This is a genomic window from Thioalkalivibrio sp. ALE16 (genome assembly GCF_000381305.1).
In the GTDB taxonomy this organism is placed as follows: domain Bacteria; phylum Pseudomonadota; class Gammaproteobacteria; order Ectothiorhodospirales; family Ectothiorhodospiraceae; genus Thioalkalivibrio.
This window is the reverse complement of record NZ_KB906355.1, coordinates 281,928-297,424: the sequence shown is the minus strand read 5'-3', so window position 1 is coordinate 297,424 and position 15,497 is coordinate 281,928. Positions and strand designations below refer to the sequence as shown.

The following is a 15,497-nucleotide window of genomic DNA, read 5'->3' as shown; positions in this document are numbered from 1 at the left end:
GCGGTCAGCGGAAACGACCGGTCACAAGACTGAACAAAAAGGGAGAAACACCATGACGTTCGTCGTTATCGATAACTGCATCAAGTGCAAGTACACCGACTGCGTCGAGGTCTGCCCCGTCGACTGCTTCCACGAAGGCCCGAACTTCCTGGCCATCGATCCGGACGAGTGCATCGACTGCACCCTGTGCGAACCGGAATGTCCGGCCGAAGCCATACTGCCAGAGGACGACGTACCAGAGGACCAGATGCATTTCATCGAGCTGAATGCCGAGCTCTCGCGCACCTGGCCGGTGATCACCGCGCGCAAGGACCCGCCGGAAGACGCCGAGGAATGGGACGGCGTCGAGAACAAGTTGCAGTACCTGGAACGCTAATCCGGGAACGGACGGCTGCGGGCCCTCGCGCGTGCGGCCGTCTTAACCGCTTGCAAACGCCCGCCTGAGCTCAGGCGCGCTCGCCGTCGATCCGGAAACGCTCCATCCCCGCGCCCAGATCCTGGCTCAGACGCTGGAGCTGGTCCGCCACCTCGCGGCTGGCGACCGAATCCTCGGCCACCGCTCGGGCGACCTCCGACACGTGCTCCACATTCTCCGCGGTTTCGCCCGTCACGCGGGTCTGCTCCTCGGCGGCCAGGGCAATCTGGTCGTTCATCTGCCGGATATGGGTCACGGCGTCGGCAATAGCCTGCAGGGCATGCGTGGCCTCACGTACCCGATCCACCCCGGCCGCCGCCTGCTCGCCGGCCTCGCGGCTCGCCACCTCCGCGCGCCTGGCGCCTTCCTGCAGGCGTTCGACGATACCCCGAATCTCCTCGGTGGACTCACCGGTCTGCGAGGCCAGCCTACGCACCTCGTCGGCTACCACCGCAAAGCCACGGCCCTGCTCGCCGGCCCGTGCCGCCTCGATAGCGGCGTTCAGGGCCAGGAGGTTGGTCTTTTCGGCGACTGATTGAATAACCTCGAGCACACCGCCCACCGTCTCCGCCTGGGCCACGAGATCGCGCACCCCGGCGCCGGACGTCTCCACCTGCTGCGCCAGGGACTCGATCTTGGCAACCGTATCCTGCAGCTCCGCCCGTACACTACGCCCCTGTTCATCCGCGCTGCCGGTGGCCGCCGCGGCATCGCGGGCATGGCCCGAGACCTCGCGCGCGCTGGCCTCCATCTCGGTAACCGCCGATGCGATCTGATCGGTATTCGACTGTTGGCTTTGCGCCGCCTGTTCGCTGCGGTTGACCGTCGTCCCCAACCGTGCCGACATCTCCCCCAGGGCCGAGGCGGTCGCACGAGTCTCCAGCACCGCACGCCGCACCGCGCCGAGGTAATCGCCCAGTTGCCGGGCAATGGCGCTATGCCCCTGCGCCGCATCCAGGCTCAGGTTCACAACACCATCCCGGACCTGGAGCTGAGCAGTGATGGCATGCAGTTCCTCGGCTTCTTGGCCCTCGCGATGCAGCAGCCGGGCCATGTACACCAGCAAGCCGGTCTGGAACACCACGAACGCCGCGTGCAGCATCACCAGCCCCAGCCCGTGTGCGTGGCCCGCGTGCGGCGGGAAGACGTAAACCCCCACCCCGGCCTCCTGCAGGTAATGAAACGACAGGTGATGGACCGCGATCACGGCCGCGGCAAGTACCAATACACGCCAGTCGCGGTAGTAGAGCAGGAAGGCCAGCAGCACGAAGATCGCGAAGTGCATCTCGATCATGCCCTGCCCCTGATGGATCATCAGCGCCGCAAAGCCCATCAGGAAACCGCCATTCACCAGCCGGTTAAGAAGGCTCCCGGGTGATGCCCACAAAAGCGTCCCCGCGATGGCCAGCGCCGGCAGGCCGAACGCGAGCGCGGCGGTCAGGGTGCCGTGCCAGGCGGAAAGCCCCAGTGTCAGGATGAAGAGAAATCCCATGACCGCGACCATGATGCGATCGCCCTGGCGATGCAGACGGTCAAGGGTGAAGGCGTCGGTCGTCATGTCGTGAACCCAAGGCAGTGCCGAGCGCGGAATGCACCTCGGTCCAGATTACGGATAGAGCGGCGGGCACCGGCGCGGGTTCCCGATCCCGGGGCCCGGACGCACATAACGCCCTCCATATATTGCGATAACGGCACGCTGCCGGAAGACTTGAGCGCGCACGGCCCGCTGCAGTCGCCTGCCGGCATGCGGCATCGCTGCAAGACCCGGCGCGGTTTGCCAGCAGCTGCCGTACCGGAGTAGCGCGTCAGCGCGGCAGTCACTGCATCGGCTCCGCACAGCGCGCGGCCCGAGCACAAGTGCAAGACCCAGCCAGCCTCCCCGTGGAGATCCGGGGGCCATGTCTCGCTGGCGGATCAGTCCGGATTCACCCGCTTTTCTCATGTATTTCCGTCGCTTACGGAATTTGTCAACGCAAGCGACGTGAACCGGTGTTCCATCAGCGGTACAGATGACCCTGAGCGTAGCCAGTGAATGCATCCCAAGCCATTGAAATAAAAAAGAACTGACCATCTGGCCCAAGCCTTGCAGAAAATTGGACCGTAATGCCCAGTGCCAGGCACCGGGTCATTACGACGTCCACAAATGCAGTTCCGCTATCACAAGGAGATTCATCATGGACTTCAAAAAAACGCTTATTGCTTCCACGATCGCACTTGCCTTCGGCCTGAGTTCCGGTCTGGCACTGGCCAATCCGACCAACACGGCGGAAGGCGAGGTCGGCGACCAAACCGCTACCGCCTCCTCGACCGCCGACAATGGCGGCGCATCCGCGAACGAGAACTCGCTGGCGGTGGCGATCAATGACTCCGATCTGTCCGACAGTTCCGACAACAGCACCAGTGTGGCCGACTCCGGCAACACCACGGTCTCGGATTCGGGCAACGACAGCTCCGACAACAGTCTGAACATCGCCGACTCCGGCAACGACAGTTCGGACAACAGCACCAATGTGGCGGATTCCGGAAACACCACGGTCTCCGACTCGGGCAACGACAGTTCCGACAACAGCCTGAACATCGCTGACTCGGGCAACGACAACTCGGACAACAGCCTGAACATCGCCGACTCGGGCAATGACAACTCGGACAACAGCCTGAACATCGCCGACTCGGGCAATGACAACTCGGATAACAGCCTGAACATCTCCGATTCGGGCAACGACAGCTCCGACAACAGCTCGGCCAATGCCGACGACAACAGTGCCGCGGCCAACAACGGCTCCACTGCCAGCGTGACCCGCGATCAGAGCGACAACTCGGACAACAGCCTGGCGGTCATGGATTCCGGCAACAACACCGCCACCGACAGCTTCAACACCATGCTGCAGGTCAACGCGGTGGTGAGCCAGAACGAGCTGTCCGGCACGGTCACCGGGAACTATGTGGACATCGCCGAGGGTGCGCGCAACATCGCCCGCAACTCGATCGGTTCCGATTCCTTCGTGGCCCCCGCCGGCATCACCCAGGTCTCGCAGAACAGCGGGGCCAACAGCCTGACGCAACAGCAGGTATCGGTGCAGGCACACCTCAATCTGGGCAACTAGTCCGTGCCACGCGGCGGGTCCGAGACCCGTCGCGTCACGGCCCTGCACTGGAGAATCCGGTCATGCGCCTCCATCCGAGATATTCGCAATCCTTGTTCACCCGATCCTTGTTCACCCGATCCTTGTTCACCCGATCCTTGTTCGCTGCGATGCTGGGCACGCTGCTCCTGGCGGCCGGTTCCGCCAGCGCGGCCGACCCTCGCGACAGTCAAACAAACCTCGCCGCATCCGGCACGCTGGACCTTCAGGGCCTGACGACGGTGGATGCCGACACCCTCAACCAGCAACGGGCGCGCCAGGGGGTCAGCAACATCCAGCTGGGCCAGGTCCACTCCCAGATCGCCCTGCATGACAACGTCGTCATGGGCGGCCATGGCGGCACCAACCTGATCGCGCCGGGCGCGTTCGACAATGCCCGCGGGTTTTCCACCGTCATCCAGAACACCGGCCATAACGTGGCCATCCAGGAATCCATGATCGTGAACGTCACGATCCATCCGTGAACATGCGGCACCACCACCTTCTGCTTGCGCCGGGGATCCTGGTGCTTGCCCTGCTGGCACCCCAGGCGCTGCAGGCCCAGGCGGGCGGGGCGCAGGTTCCCGGGATGATTGGCAGCATGAACGTCCCGGTCGAGAGCATGAAGGCCCTGCGCTTTCGCTCGGTGGTCCCGCAGCAATACGACTTCAGCTGCGGCTCCGCCGCACTGGCCACCCTGCTCAGTTACCACTACGACCGGCCCACGGTGGAAACCACCACCTTTGACGGCATGTTCCGCCGCGGTGACCAGGACCTGATCCGGGCCCAGGGCTTTTCGCTGCTGGACATGAAGAACTACCTCGGGGCGGATGCCGGCCTGGCGGCGGACGGCTTCCGGATCGGCCTGGACGACCTGGAGGGGCTGGGCGTGCCCGCCATCGCGATGATCGAGACGCGCGGCTATCGGCACTTTGTGGTCATCAAGGGCCTGCGCGAGGGCGAGGTCCTGGTCGGGGACCCGGCCCTGGGATTGAAGAGCTACCGCCGACCCGAGTTCGAGGCGGTCTGGGTAAACGACATCCTGTTCATCATCCGCGAAGAGGTCGAGCGCGCCCGCGCGAACTTCAACGCCCCCCAGACGTGGGCCGCCATCACCCGCGCACCCGTCGAGGACGGCGTGGTGCGCCGCGACCTGGCCAGTTTCACCCTGAATCTGCCACGGGCCCGGGAATGGTAACGTCCATGGCCCCCATATCCCCGCAGCGATGCGATGCCTCGCCCCCCCGAGGGCCGCGGACCGGTTCGACGCTTGCCCGCCTGGCGCTTTGCATCCTCGCCGTCGGCCTGCCCGTCGCGGCCCAGGCACTGGAAACGCTTCCCGGCGCGGGTGACCCGCGGGTGGTCGCCGATGCGGTGCTGGCCGAGCAGCGCGGTGGCTTCTTCGGCCGCGACGGGCTGCAGATCGCGATCGGCCTGGAACAGATCACGGCCCTGAATGGCGAGATCCTGCACCAGAGCACGCTGCATCCACTGGGAACCCTTGGCGCCGCGACGAGCCACCCCTCCGCCGGTCGCATCACGATTCTCAACGCGACGGCGGGCCTCCCGGCACAGACGTTCGTCTCGGAAACGGCCAGCGGCCAGGGCTGGGTCACGACCATCCAGAACCAGCTGGACGGTCAGGCCATCCAGCACCAGACAATCCTGCAACTGGAGCTGCGCAACCTGCAGATGCCGCGCAGCGACCTTGGCCGGGCCCTGGAGCAGCAGCTAACCGACGGCGGTCGCGGCTGGTAGCCCCGCCGCCGTCGTTCGCGGCAGCGATCTCAGAAACGCATCGGCACCCGCACGGTCATCTGCACATCGGGCGCGGACTCGGTCACCCCCACCCCCAGCGAGAAGTTCAGGCTGGTGCGTTCAGTCAGGCGATGCGACACCCCCCAAAGCAGCGTCCCCACCTGGCGCCGACCAAACACGGGCTCCAGCCCGGGATCGTTCTCCACGCGGGTCCGAAACACCACGCTGTGGTCATAACCCAGGCTCATCGAGGTACGGTCATTCAGGCTGATGGCCATGCCGAGGCTGGCGCCGAAGGCGTCCCCCGGATCCACCGTGCCGTAGTCCGGACCCACATCCCGCTCGATATTCCACAGATAGCTGACGTTCGCGAACAGTACGGCGGGATCGGTCGGGTAGATCATGGTCACGCTGGGCTGCACGGCCCAGAAGCCGGATCCGGTGGGCTGTTCCAGGAAGATCTCGCCGAGCCGGTTCCCGTCCTCGTCCACGATCCGGCGTCGATCCACCGAGAACGGGTCCGTCCCGGTGCGGCTCTTTGCCTTCAGATTGCCGATAAAGAAAGGGCGCCCGCGATCGGCGGTGTTGAACTGGTAGGACAGCCCGAACTCGACATCCCCCAGGCCGCTGCCAGTGGACCCGGTCACCCGCTCCAGCTCCGTTCCTTCCAGGATGTCGCGCCGGCGCACCTGCTGTTCGCGGTAGACCCAGGGAATCTTGAGCCCGACCTCGAGCCGGTCGGTGAGCCCGTACCGCAATGCCACAGCGGCCGTCAGCGTGTCCCGTTCCGTCTCGCTGACATCGATCAGCCCGATCGCCAGGGCCGGGATGATGGTGAAGCCCTCGATCGAGACATCCAGCGCGCTGCTGTGCACATAGGCGAGCGAAGGCTCGATCACCCATTGCCCCTGCGGCGTCAGCATGCCGCGCTCCTCGAAGACCGTAACCTGCGGGCCCTGGTCCCTTGGCGCGTCCCCGACCGCCTCGCGGGGCTCCTGCGCGGCGACCGTGGCCGACAACCCCAGAAACAGCGGGACCAGCCCCGCCCCCCACCTCCCGACCCGGATCTTGTTCACGTGCGTTCTCCATGCCCCCTCGGGGCCGTGCAAACGGGAACACACCGGCCGCGCGCCCGACGGCGCACCGCGGCGTGCCCCCAGAACCGGGACCGCTCCATCGCGCCTGAACCCGGGGTTCAGTGCTTGGACGGACGCATCCCGTACTTGTCGAGCAGGCGATAAAGCGTCACCCGCCCTACTCCCAGCTCGCGTGCGGCGCGCGACAGGTTGTTGTCGCACTGCCCCAGCGCCCGCATCACCGTCTCGCGTTCCGCGCGGGCACGAGCCTGCGCCAGCGTCTCCCGGCCGCTGCCCTCGAGCGGCGCCGCAAGCCCCAGGTCCTCCGGCCGGATCAGGCGCCCGTCCGCCATGGTCACGGCCCGCTGAATACGGTTGACCAGCTCCCGGACATTGCCCGGCCAGCGATGGCTGTAGAGCGCCTGGATGGCCGCGCGGGTAAATCCGCGCAGACGCGGGTTCTGGCCACGAAACCGGTCGAAGTAGAAATGGGCCAGCTCCACCAGGTCGGCCCCACGCTCCCGCAACGGGGGCACGTCCAGCTGAATCACATTCAGGCGGTAATAGAGGTCTTCCCGGAATCGGCCGGCCTCTACGGCCTTGAACAGATCGACATGGGTCGCGGCCAGGACACGCACATCCACCTGGATCGGCTGCAGGCCACCCAGACGCAGCAGCGTCCCCTCTTGCAGGAAACGCAGCAGATTCACCTGCAGGTCGAGCCCCAGATCCCCGATCTCGTCCAGCAGCAGGGTCCCGCCATGGGCCAGCTCGAGCTGACCGATCTTGCGGCGGGTCGCTCCGGTGAATGCGCCGGCCTCGTGACCGAACAGTTCGGACTGGATCAACTGCGCCGGTAAAGCCCCGCAGTTGACCGCGACAAACGGACCCTCGCTGCGCCGCGACTGACGGTGCACCGTGCGAGCCGCAAGCTCTTTTCCGGTTCCACTTTCACCCTGGAAGAGCACCGGGGCGTCCGATCCCGCGACCCGGCTCAATTGCCGCGCAAGGGCCTGCATCGGAGCGCTGTGGCCGATAATGGGTCGGCCTTCGTCCCCCGATGGCAGGCCGGCGGCGGGCTCCGCGGGTGTCTCCAGAACGGCCATCCCGCAGGCGCGGCCCAGGGTCACTTCCAGGCGGGCCTGATCCAGCGGCCGGGTATGGAAGTCGTAGCAGCTGTCCCGGATCAGGTCGCGCAATTCCGGGCTCGGCAACAGCACCGGATCGACCAGGGCGATCCACTTCACGTGCTGGTGTGCGTGGACGAAGTCGACGAGCTGCGATGGCAGGGAGCGTCCCAGATCCAGAAGGCCGACCCGAACCCCGCCCAGATCGGGCCAGGGCCGGGGCATCGGGAACGTCAGGCGGCGCAGATGCCAGGCACTCGAAAGCTGCGGCACGGGAGTCCCGGGATGCCCGCCCATGTCCAGCCAGGCGACTTCACGGGGTGTGTCCGAGGAACACATCCGGTAGATCTCCGCACCAAAGTCCCGCGCGTCTCCTTCAGCGACGAGGATCCCGCTGCGCCTTACGGGCCACAAGGCCCCGTTGATCTTTCCTGATCCGGACATGGTCTTCCCCGCGTGTCCGAAAAAATCCCTGGCTCCCCGGTCCCGGAGAGACGCCCGTCACGTTTCGGAGTATAGGCCGGCATCGTCAAAAAACCGTGACAAACAGAAAACAGCAGGCCGCCGCCGCAGAAACCTGTCGAATTCACGACACCCGCGCCCTCGCCACGGCCGGCTCAACGCCTTCCCTCGGGCCGCGACGATCATCCAGACACAACCGGCATGGACCGCATGACGATGGCTTGCGGGCGGGCACACCCGCCCGATCAAGGCGCCGGCGCCCGGGCGGGAAACAGGTGCCGAGGGACCCACCACAGGTACAGGGCCATGCCGACCAACTCCACCAGCGACTGGAACACCACCACGACCACCGCCAACTCCAGTCCCTGCGGCAATGCCAGTGCGATCGGGAGCACAACGAAGGAGTTGCGCGATCCCAGGCTGAAGGCGAGCACCCGCCCCTGTGCGACCGGCAGGCCGAACGCTCGCGCCAGCGCCCGCGCCAGCAGCGCCGCAACCACCAGGAAACCGGAAAAGATCAGCAACAACGGCAGCAGGACACCGACCCCGTCGAGCACCGTCTGGACCTGGGATGCGGCGACGATCAGCACCACCAGGGCCAGCAGCGGCACCGGCAACCACCCCAGGCCGGCGATCACGCGCCCGCGACCGGGATCTTCCCCGGCCCAGCGTTCGGTCAGATACGCCAGAACCAGCGGGACCAGGATCAGGCCGGCAAAGGCCTTCAGCACGTCTCCGCCGGCCAGAACCAGGGTGAACTCGCCACCGAAGAGCCACCACAGGTAGAGCGGCAACAGGGCGAGCTGCAGCAACAGCGAAAGGGGAGAAAAGGCGATCGCCCGGCGCGTGTCACCCCCACCCAGATGGGTGAAAGTAATGAACCAGTCGGTGCACGGCACCAGCAGCACCAGCGCGATACCCAGCAGGACCGCCGGACCGCCCGGCGCGACCTGAAGGATCGCCCAGACCAGCAGCGGGATCACCACAAAATTACCGATCACCGCCGCCGCGAGCAGGCGCGGCTCGCGAAACGCCGCGCCCAGATGGTTTAGCGGCGTCTGCGTGAACGTGGCGTACAGCAACAGCCCCAGCACCGGCCAGAGCACGGCATCCAGCATCGCCCCGAACTCCGGCTCGGACAGGCCCAAACCGAGCCCCAGGGCAATCGCCACCAGGTAGATCAGTACCTGGTATTGCTCCAGCCGCGCGCGCATTCACCAACGCCGCTCAAGGGCGGCGCACAGGAACTACCAGAGCCAGGTCTCGGGCTGCTCGATGGCGCGGTTGTCGTTGTTGGCCAGCAGGCCCTTGATGCAGCGCACCAGCAGCCAAATGATCAGGGCCAGGAAGATCAGGAAGCCGATGCCGATGGGCGTGGTGATGGCTCCGATCACGGCAAACAGCAACCCGATCCAGAAGGTGCGGATCTGATAGGTGAAGTGGGAGACGCTGACGCTATCGGCCTCGCCACGCTTCATATAAGCGATGATCAGGCCGGCGATCGCGGTGAGCGCGGTCAGGAAGCTCACCAGGTACAGCACGTACACCACGGTGACCATCGTAACGTCCTTGCGCGGCCCGGCTGCGGGCTCGCTGACGTCGCTGCGCACGACTTCCGGCTTGGGATCTTCGGACACCTGGCACCTCCTGTGGGTTGGGTCACGCCGCCAACTTAACAGACTTGCCGGTTCCCTACCCGGGCCCGCCGAGCACGATGAGGACGATGCCCGCCAGGGCGAAGACGAAACCGGTCAGTTGCACCCGCGACATGCGCTCGGCCTGGAAAAAACGCGCCATCAGCGCGGTCGGGGCCGGCGACAGCGCCCCTGCCACCGCGATGATCGACAGCAGGCCCATGCGCACGGCCACGACAAAGGCGAGCGTCGCCGCGGCCTGGAACAGACCGGCCAGCGACAGCAGCACCAGCGTGGAGCGGCTCATCCCGGTCTGCGGCCGGCGCACCAGCATCACCGCCAGCAGCGCCAGCGCGCCCACCGCCGAGGTCGCCACCACCGGCCACAGCGGCGAGCCCGCCTCGGCCTCGTTCAGGAACACGAAGACCAGCCCGAAGCAGACGCCGGCGATGGTCGCGTCCACCAGCCCGCGCACCGGGTGCGCCCCCCGGGCCAGCGCCATCAGGCCACGCACGGGCTCGTCCAGGCGGCGTGGACTCGCCTTGCGCGAACCGCCGGAGATCATCCCGATCGCGATCACGATGGCCGCGATCCCGGCCAGCGCCAGCGGGCCCGGCTGCTCGCCCATCACCAGCCCGACCAGCAGCGGCACCAGGGCCGAGATCACGCCTGTCACGGCGGCGACCAGCCCCATCGAGCCCTCGGCCAGGCCGTGGTAGTAGGCCAGCAGCCCGAGGGCCAGGGCGAGCCCCGAGGCTCCGCCCCAGATCAGGGCCTGGGTCCCGGGCAAACCCGCCAGCGGGAGAGCGATCACCAGCAGGACGACGGTGGCCAGGATCTGCGAATAGCAGGCGACCACCAGCGCCGGGATGCGCCGGGAGGCCAGGCCGCCAAAGAAGTCGCCAGCGCCGAAGCCCAGGGCCGTCAGCAGGCCGAGGAAAAAGGCCATGTCAGCCCCGGCCCGGGCTCGGAAGCCTCATGCGCGTGGCTTACTCGACGGCCTCGGCGAGCAGGTCCTTCAGGGCCTCTTCGCTGCCGGCATGGCCAACACCGGTCACCACGCCCTCGCCATCCAGCAGGACCACGGTCACCTGTTCGCGCTCGTGCGGCAGGAAGCCGGCATCGGCCTCGCTGGAGGTCACCACGATGGAGTAGTCCCGCGCCTGCATGCGCGGCAGGACCACGTTCTGCATCGGCTGCGGCGGCATCTCGTGGATGTCGGCGATGTAGACGATCCCCTCGCGCTCGGCGGGGCTCATCTCGCTCAGGACCGCGTTGGCGACGCCGGCCGGGGCCGCCTCGACGGTCTTCAGGATTACGCGGGCATTGCCCGGCAGCTCGACCGGGTTCCCGTGCTGGTCATTCAGGCTGCGCTCGGGAAACGGCTGGCCCTCGGCGAACTCGGGCTCGGGACCACCGCCGGACATGCAACCGGCGACCAGTCCGGCCGTGGCGAGCAGGAAGAGGGGCAGAAAGGATCGGGCAACAAGCGACATGGCAGTTCTCCTGCAGATCGGAACATGGAAAGCGGCGCACCGCGGGTGTGCGCGACAGCGGCGCCGATGGTAACGCATCGAGTGCGTCAGTAGACTGCAACGACCTCCACGACCGACACCTGCATGCTGTATTCGCTGATCAAGCTGCTGCGCCCGCACCAGTACATCAAGAACGGGTTTGTGTTCCTCGGCGTGGTGTTCGCGCACGAATGGGGCGAGCCCGGCATGGTGCTGGCGGCCACTCTCGCCTTCCTCGCCTTCTGCGCGATCGCCAGCGCCGTGTACGTGCTGAACGACATCGTCGATGTCGAGGCCGACCGCCAGCATCCGACCAAGCGCGACCGCCCCATCGCCAGCGGCGCGATCAGCGTACCCACCGCATGGGCGATCTTCGCCACGGCGGCGATCCTCGCGCTGGTCCTCGCGGCGATGGTCAGCACCTGGGTCATCGCGCTGATCCTGACCTACCTGGTGCTGAACGTGGCCTATTCCTGGTCGCTCAAGCACATCGTGATCCTCGACGTGTTCAGCATCGCGGCCGGCTTCATGCTGCGCATCCTCGCCGGCACCCTGGGCCTGGGCATCGAGCCCTCGCAGTGGCTGCTGCTGTGCGGCCTGATGCTGACGCTGTTCCTGGGCTTCGCCAAGCGCCGCGCCGAGCTGGCCGATGACCGCATCGAGCGCAGTGACACGACCGAGGGGCCACGGCGCGTGCTCGATGACTACAGCGTGAGCCTGCTGGATCAGTTCATCTCCATCAGCGCCGCCTGCACCGTGCTCGCCTACGGGCTTTACACCGTCAGCGCGCAGACCATCGCACTGCACGGCACCGACGGGCTGATCTACACCCTGCCGTTCGTGATCTACGGCATCTTCCGCTACCTGTTCCTCCTGCACGCCCGCGGCGGCGGCAACGACACCTCGCGCGACCTGGTCACCGACCCCCACCTGCTGGCCACCGTCGCGGTGTGGCTGGGGGTCACCATCCTCGTGCTCGCATGAGCGCGGTGCATCTCTCGGGCTGGCGCCTGCGCGCGGTGGTGCTCTCGATCATCGTCGCCGTTGCGCTGTATCTCGGGGTCGCCCTGTGGGCCGGGGCGGACGAGGTGTGGCGCGCCCTGAAGCTGGTGGGCATCGGCGGACTGCTGCTGGCGCTGGGCCTGTCGCTGGTGAACTACAGCCTGCGCTTCACCCGCTGGCAGTTGTACCTGCGCACCCTCGGCCATGCCGTCCCGGCCCGCGCCAGCCTGCATATCTACGTGGCCGGGTTTGCCCTGACCACCACCCCGGGCAAGGCCGGCGAGGCCCTGCGCGGCGTGCTCCTGAAGCGCCGCCGGGTGCCCTACCCGGACAGCTTCGCCGCGTTCGTCTCCGAACGCCTGTCCGACCTGATCGCGGTGGTGCTGCTGTCCATGCTGGGCCTGACGCTGGTCGCACAGGGCACCTGGCTGATCCTGGTCGGCGCGGCCTGCATCCTCGCTGCACTGGTGGTGCTCGCCTGGCGCCGGCCGCTGGTGTGGCTGCAGACCCTGAGCGACCGGCCCGGCCGGCGCCTGTGGCGTACCCTGCACCACCTGGTCACCGTGCTCCTGCAGGCGCGGCGCTGTCACCGCCCCGCCCTGCTGGCCGGCGCAACGACCCTCAGCGTGATCGCCTGGAGCGCGGAGTCCCTGGCCTTCTGGTGGATCCTCAACGCCACGGGCTTCGAGGCCGGCTTCGCCTTTGCCGCCTTCGTCTTCGCGCTGGCCATGCTGGCCGGGGCGCTGAGCTTCCTGCCGGGGGGACTGGGCGGGACCGAGGCGGTGATGGTCGCCCTGCTGCTGTGGGCCGACATGCCGCCAGCCGACGCGGTCGCGGCGACCATGCTGATCCGCTTCACCACCCTCTGGTTCGCGGTGATCCTGGGCCTGATCGCGCTGGCCACCAACCCCGAGGCGCGCGGCCACGAACACCCGGAAGAGCACCATGCGTAGGCGCTTCGCTCTCACCACGTCATGGCGAAGCCCTGTAGGAGGCCAGCCCCCTGGCCGATGGGGTGCAACCAATGCCCCAATCGCCCGGAGGGCCGGGCTCCTACAGGTTCGAAGCCACAGAGCCGCAGGGTCCGCAAGATTCTCCTGGTGCCAGACCGACATCGTCGTGCGCAACCGACATTCCACAACCCCGTCATTGCGAGGCCCCGCAGGGGCCGGGGTACAAAAGCGCGTAGCGCGTCGAACGGCCGCAGGCCGGCCCGAAGGGCGAGTGCAGCGAGTTATCCCCCGATGCCGGGAACAGCTTCGGGAGATCGCCGCGGCCCCTGCGGGGCCTCGCAATGACGGGGACGGCTCGCCCGTCGGGGGGCGGGCATGACCGCCAGCTGGAACCGTATCCCGCGGGTCGAGCACGCCGCCGAGGTCGCGCTGGGCCGGCGCGGTCGGGCCTTGCCCGATGTGCCCCGGCCTCTGCTCGCCCATGGCCTGGGGCGCAGCTATGGGGATGTCTGCCTGAACCCGGGGGCCACCCTGCTGCATACGCCGGGGCTGGATCGCTTCGTGGCCTTCGACGCCGCCACGGGCCGGATCACCGCCGAGGCCGGGGTATCGCTGGATGCGCTGCTGCGCTTCGCTGTGCCGCGCGGCTGGTTCCCGCCGGTGGTGCCGGGCACGCGCTTCGTTACCCTCGGCGGCGCGGTCGCCAATGACGTGCACGGCAAGAACCATCACCAGGCCGGCAGCTTCGGCGACCACGTGCGGGCCCTGACCCTGCGCCGTTCCGACGGTCATGTGCTGGACGTCACCCCCGAGAACACACCCGACTGGTTCGCCGCGACCGTCGGCGGCCTGGGCCTGACCGGCCTGATCGAGACCGTGACGCTGCAACTGAGCCCGGTCCGCAGCGCCTGGATGCGCGCCTGGTCGCAGCGCTTCGACTCGCTGGACGCATTCTGGGAGCTGAATGCCCAGTCCGAGCGCGAGTGGCCCTACACCGTCGCCTGGATCGACTGCCTGAACCCGGGCCCCGGCGGGCGCGTCGGACGCGGCATTTACAGCGCCGCGCGGCACGCGACCGTGGCGCCCCGCCAAGAGGCCCCGCGCGAGCGCCGCCGCAGCATCCCGCTGGACCCGCCGGTGTCGCTGGTCAACCGTCTGACCCTGCGGGCGTTCAACCACCTCTATTACCGCCAGCCGGTGCATGCCACGCCGCGCGGGGTCCACCACCGGCCCTGGCTGTTCCCGCTGGACGCGATCCGGCACTGGAACCGGATCTACGGTCACAACGGCTTCTACCAGTACCAGTGCGTGCTGCCCCCGGCGGATGCAAGGGACGGCGTGCAGGCCCTGCTGGATGCGATCGCCGCCAGCGGCCAGGGTTCGTTCCTCGCGGTACTCAAGACCTTTGGAGAGCGCGCCGCGCCGGGGCTTCTGTCCTTCCCGCGCCCGGGCGCCACGCTCGCGCTGGACTTCCCGGAAAAGGGCCGCGACACCGAACGCCTGTTCGCGCGCCTGGACGCGATCGTGCAGGAGGCCGGCGGTGCCCTGTACCCTGCGAAGGACGCACGCATGCCGGCCGACGTCTTCCGCCAGGGGTTCCCCCGCTGGGAGGCCTTCGCCGAGTATGTGGACCCCGAATTCTCCTCCGGCTTCTGGCGCAGGGTGACTGCATGAACCCAATGAAGAACGTTGTCCTCTTTGGTGCCACCTCGGCCATTGCCACCGCAGTGGCCCGGGAGCTGGTGGATACCGGCGCGCGGCTGTTCTGCGTGGCCCGCGACGGCGACGCCCTGGAGGCCCTGCTGGCCGACCTGCGGGTGCGCGCCGACGACCCGGAGGGCAACCGCATCCTCGGTGCCCGCGCCGATCTGGCCGATATCGACGGGCACGCGGCGCTGTGGCAGCAGGCGCAGGAGGCCCTGGGCGAGGTGGACAGCGTACTGCTGGCCTGGGGCACCCTGCCGGACCAGGCCGCGTGCAACGCCTCGGTGGACGCGACCCTGCAGGCAATCCACGTCAACGGCACCAGCGCCATCGCCCTGCTCAACCGCATCGCCCCGGACTTCGAAGCCCGGGGCCGCGGCGTGATCGCCGCCATCGGCTCGGTCGCCGGGGATCGCGGACGCCAGAGCAACTACGCCTACGGCACCGCCAAGGGCATGCTTGCGATCTACCTGCAGGGGCTGCGCAACCGGTTGTTCTTCAGCGGCGTGGACGTGGTCACGCTCAAGCCCGGCTTCGTGCGCACCCCGATGACCGAGGGCCTCAACCGCGCCGGCGCCCTGTGGGCCGAACCGGAAACAGTGGCCCGCGGCATCGTCCGCGCCATGCGCCGTGGCCGCGACGTCGCCTACCTGCCCGCCAAGTGGTGGGTGATCATGACCATCATCCGCCTGATCCCCGAATACCTGTTCAAGCGCCTGAAGCTATAACC

Annotated in this window: 16 protein-coding genes; 9 read left to right on the top strand and 7 right to left on the bottom strand. The window is 67.6% G+C overall.

Annotation, left to right across the window (positions count from 1 at the left end):
• Positions 1 to 52: 52 nt before the first annotated feature.
• On the top strand, positions 53 to 376 hold the full coding sequence (gene fdxA, locus F627_RS0103330; RefSeq protein ID WP_018876291.1) for a ferredoxin FdxA: 324 nt from the start codon (positions 53 to 55) through the stop codon (positions 374 to 376).
• Positions 377 to 446: 70 nt separating this feature from the next.
• Here the strand turns inward: fdxA and F627_RS0103325 are convergent, their stop codons facing one another.
• Positions 447 to 1,973 (bottom strand): methyl-accepting chemotaxis protein, encoded by a 1,527-nt coding sequence (locus F627_RS0103325; RefSeq protein WP_019583269.1) that lies wholly within the window; start codon positions 1,971 to 1,973, stop codon positions 447 to 449.
• Between the two features lie 616 nt (positions 1,974 to 2,589).
• On the opposite strand from F627_RS0103325, the gene F627_RS0103320 reads away from it, so the two are divergent.
• The 4 genes from F627_RS0103320 (at position 2,590) to F627_RS0103305 (ending at position 5,295) form a co-directional block, all read left to right on the top strand.
• Positions 2,590 to 3,519 (top strand): hypothetical protein, encoded by a 930-nt coding sequence (locus F627_RS0103320; RefSeq protein ID WP_019583268.1) that lies wholly within the window; start codon positions 2,590 to 2,592, stop codon positions 3,517 to 3,519.
• 149 nt (positions 3,520 to 3,668) lie between these two features.
• Positions 3,669 to 4,022: a hypothetical protein gene (locus F627_RS0103315; protein ID WP_019558616.1), complete on the top strand. Its 354-nt coding sequence runs from the start codon at positions 3,669 to 3,671 to the stop codon at positions 4,020 to 4,022.
• Positions 4,019 to 4,735 (top strand): C39 family peptidase, encoded by a 717-nt coding sequence (locus F627_RS0103310; RefSeq protein ID WP_019583267.1) that lies wholly within the window; start codon positions 4,019 to 4,021, stop codon positions 4,733 to 4,735. Before F627_RS0103315 ends, F627_RS0103310 begins: the two co-directional genes overlap by 4 nt.
• A gap of 80 nt (positions 4,736 to 4,815) precedes the next feature.
• Entirely contained in the window at positions 4,816 to 5,295 is a 480-nt protein-coding gene (locus tag F627_RS0103305; protein ID WP_028484600.1) for a hypothetical protein, read from the top strand.
• Between the two features lie 29 nt (positions 5,296 to 5,324).
• Here F627_RS0103305 and F627_RS0103300 read toward each other — a convergent pair whose 3' ends face one another.
• The 6 genes from F627_RS0103300 to F627_RS0103275 form a co-directional block, all read right to left on the bottom strand.
• A complete protein-coding gene (locus tag F627_RS0103300; protein ID WP_018876287.1) occupies positions 5,325 to 6,371 on the bottom strand; it encodes a transporter in 1,047 nt (348 codons plus the stop codon).
• Positions 6,372 to 6,490: 119 nt separating this feature from the next.
• The gene (locus F627_RS0103295) at positions 6,491 to 7,837 is read right to left on the bottom strand and encodes a sigma 54-interacting transcriptional regulator (RefSeq protein WP_018876286.1); all 1,347 of its coding nucleotides are present in this window, start codon (positions 7,835 to 7,837) and stop codon (positions 6,491 to 6,493) included.
• 368 nt (positions 7,838 to 8,205) lie between these two features.
• The gene (locus F627_RS0103290) at positions 8,206 to 9,174 is read right to left on the bottom strand and encodes an arsenic resistance protein (protein WP_018879578.1); all 969 of its coding nucleotides are present in this window, start codon (positions 9,172 to 9,174) and stop codon (positions 8,206 to 8,208) included.
• Positions 9,175 to 9,207: 33 nt separating this feature from the next.
• Complete coding sequence (locus tag F627_RS0103285; RefSeq protein ID WP_018866018.1) at positions 9,208 to 9,597, bottom strand: hypothetical protein; 390 nt, start codon at positions 9,595 to 9,597, stop codon at positions 9,208 to 9,210.
• Positions 9,598 to 9,652: 55 nt separating this feature from the next.
• Positions 9,653 to 10,543 carry an EamA family transporter gene (locus tag F627_RS0103280; RefSeq protein ID WP_018866017.1) on the bottom strand — a complete coding sequence of 297 codons (891 nt, stop codon included), beginning with the start codon at positions 10,541 to 10,543 and terminating at the stop codon, positions 9,653 to 9,655.
• A gap of 40 nt (positions 10,544 to 10,583) precedes the next feature.
• Positions 10,584 to 11,090 (bottom strand): hypothetical protein, encoded by a 507-nt coding sequence (locus F627_RS0103275; RefSeq protein WP_019583266.1) that lies wholly within the window; start codon positions 11,088 to 11,090, stop codon positions 10,584 to 10,586.
• A 123-nt stretch (positions 11,091 to 11,213) separates the two neighbouring features.
• Here F627_RS0103275 and F627_RS0103270 point away from each other — a divergent pair, with 123 nt between their 5' ends.
• The 4 genes from F627_RS0103270 (at position 11,214) to F627_RS0103255 (ending at position 15,495) form a co-directional block, all read left to right on the top strand.
• Positions 11,214 to 12,092, top strand: a complete 879-nt coding sequence (locus F627_RS0103270; protein WP_019583265.1) for a decaprenyl-phosphate phosphoribosyltransferase — start codon at positions 11,214 to 11,216, stop codon at positions 12,090 to 12,092.
• On the top strand, positions 12,089 to 13,063 hold the full coding sequence (locus F627_RS0103265) for a lysylphosphatidylglycerol synthase transmembrane domain-containing protein (protein WP_019583264.1): 975 nt from the start codon (positions 12,089 to 12,091) through the stop codon (positions 13,061 to 13,063). The genes F627_RS0103270 and F627_RS0103265 overlap by 4 nt, the downstream gene beginning before the upstream one ends.
• 375 nt (positions 13,064 to 13,438) lie before the next feature.
• Positions 13,439 to 14,737, top strand: coding sequence for an FAD-binding oxidoreductase (locus F627_RS0103260; RefSeq protein ID WP_019583263.1), 1,299 nt, complete (start codon positions 13,439 to 13,441; stop codon positions 14,735 to 14,737).
• 5 nt (positions 14,738 to 14,742) lie between these two features.
• Positions 14,743 to 15,495 (top strand): SDR family oxidoreductase, encoded by a 753-nt coding sequence (locus F627_RS0103255; protein ID WP_019583262.1) that lies wholly within the window; start codon positions 14,743 to 14,745, stop codon positions 15,493 to 15,495.
• The last annotated feature ends 2 nt before the right edge of the window (positions 15,496 to 15,497 follow it).

What these genes read in the sequence shown, in the direction of transcription:
- fdxA (WP_018876291.1), top strand. Translation starts at nt 53, where the DNA reads ATGACGTTCGTCGTTATCGATAACTGCATCAAGTGCAAGTACACCGAC.
- F627_RS0103325 (WP_019583269.1), bottom strand. Translation starts at nt 1,973, where the DNA reads ATGACGACCGACGCCTTCACCCTTGACCGTCTGCATCGCCAGGGCGAT.
- F627_RS0103320 (WP_019583268.1), top strand. Translation starts at nt 2,590, where the DNA reads ATGGACTTCAAAAAAACGCTTATTGCTTCCACGATCGCACTTGCCTTC.
- F627_RS0103315 (WP_019558616.1), top strand. Translation starts at nt 3,669, where the DNA reads ATGCTGGGCACGCTGCTCCTGGCGGCCGGTTCCGCCAGCGCGGCCGAC.
- F627_RS0103295 (WP_018876286.1), bottom strand. Translation starts at nt 7,837, where the DNA reads ATGTGTTCCTCGGACACACCCCGTGAAGTCGCCTGGCTGGACATGGGC.
- F627_RS0103290 (WP_018879578.1), bottom strand. Translation starts at nt 9,174, where the DNA reads ATGCGCGCGCGGCTGGAGCAATACCAGGTACTGATCTACCTGGTGGCG.
- F627_RS0103280 (WP_018866017.1), bottom strand. Translation starts at nt 10,543, where the DNA reads ATGGCCTTTTTCCTCGGCCTGCTGACGGCCCTGGGCTTCGGCGCTGGC.
- F627_RS0103275 (WP_019583266.1), bottom strand. Translation starts at nt 11,090, where the DNA reads ATGTCGCTTGTTGCCCGATCCTTTCTGCCCCTCTTCCTGCTCGCCACG.
- F627_RS0103270 (WP_019583265.1), top strand. Translation starts at nt 11,214, where the DNA reads ATGCTGTATTCGCTGATCAAGCTGCTGCGCCCGCACCAGTACATCAAG.
- F627_RS0103265 (WP_019583264.1), top strand. Translation starts at nt 12,089, where the DNA reads ATGAGCGCGGTGCATCTCTCGGGCTGGCGCCTGCGCGCGGTGGTGCTC.
- F627_RS0103260 (WP_019583263.1), top strand. Translation starts at nt 13,439, where the DNA reads ATGACCGCCAGCTGGAACCGTATCCCGCGGGTCGAGCACGCCGCCGAG.
- F627_RS0103255 (WP_019583262.1), top strand. Translation starts at nt 14,743, where the DNA reads ATGAAGAACGTTGTCCTCTTTGGTGCCACCTCGGCCATTGCCACCGCA.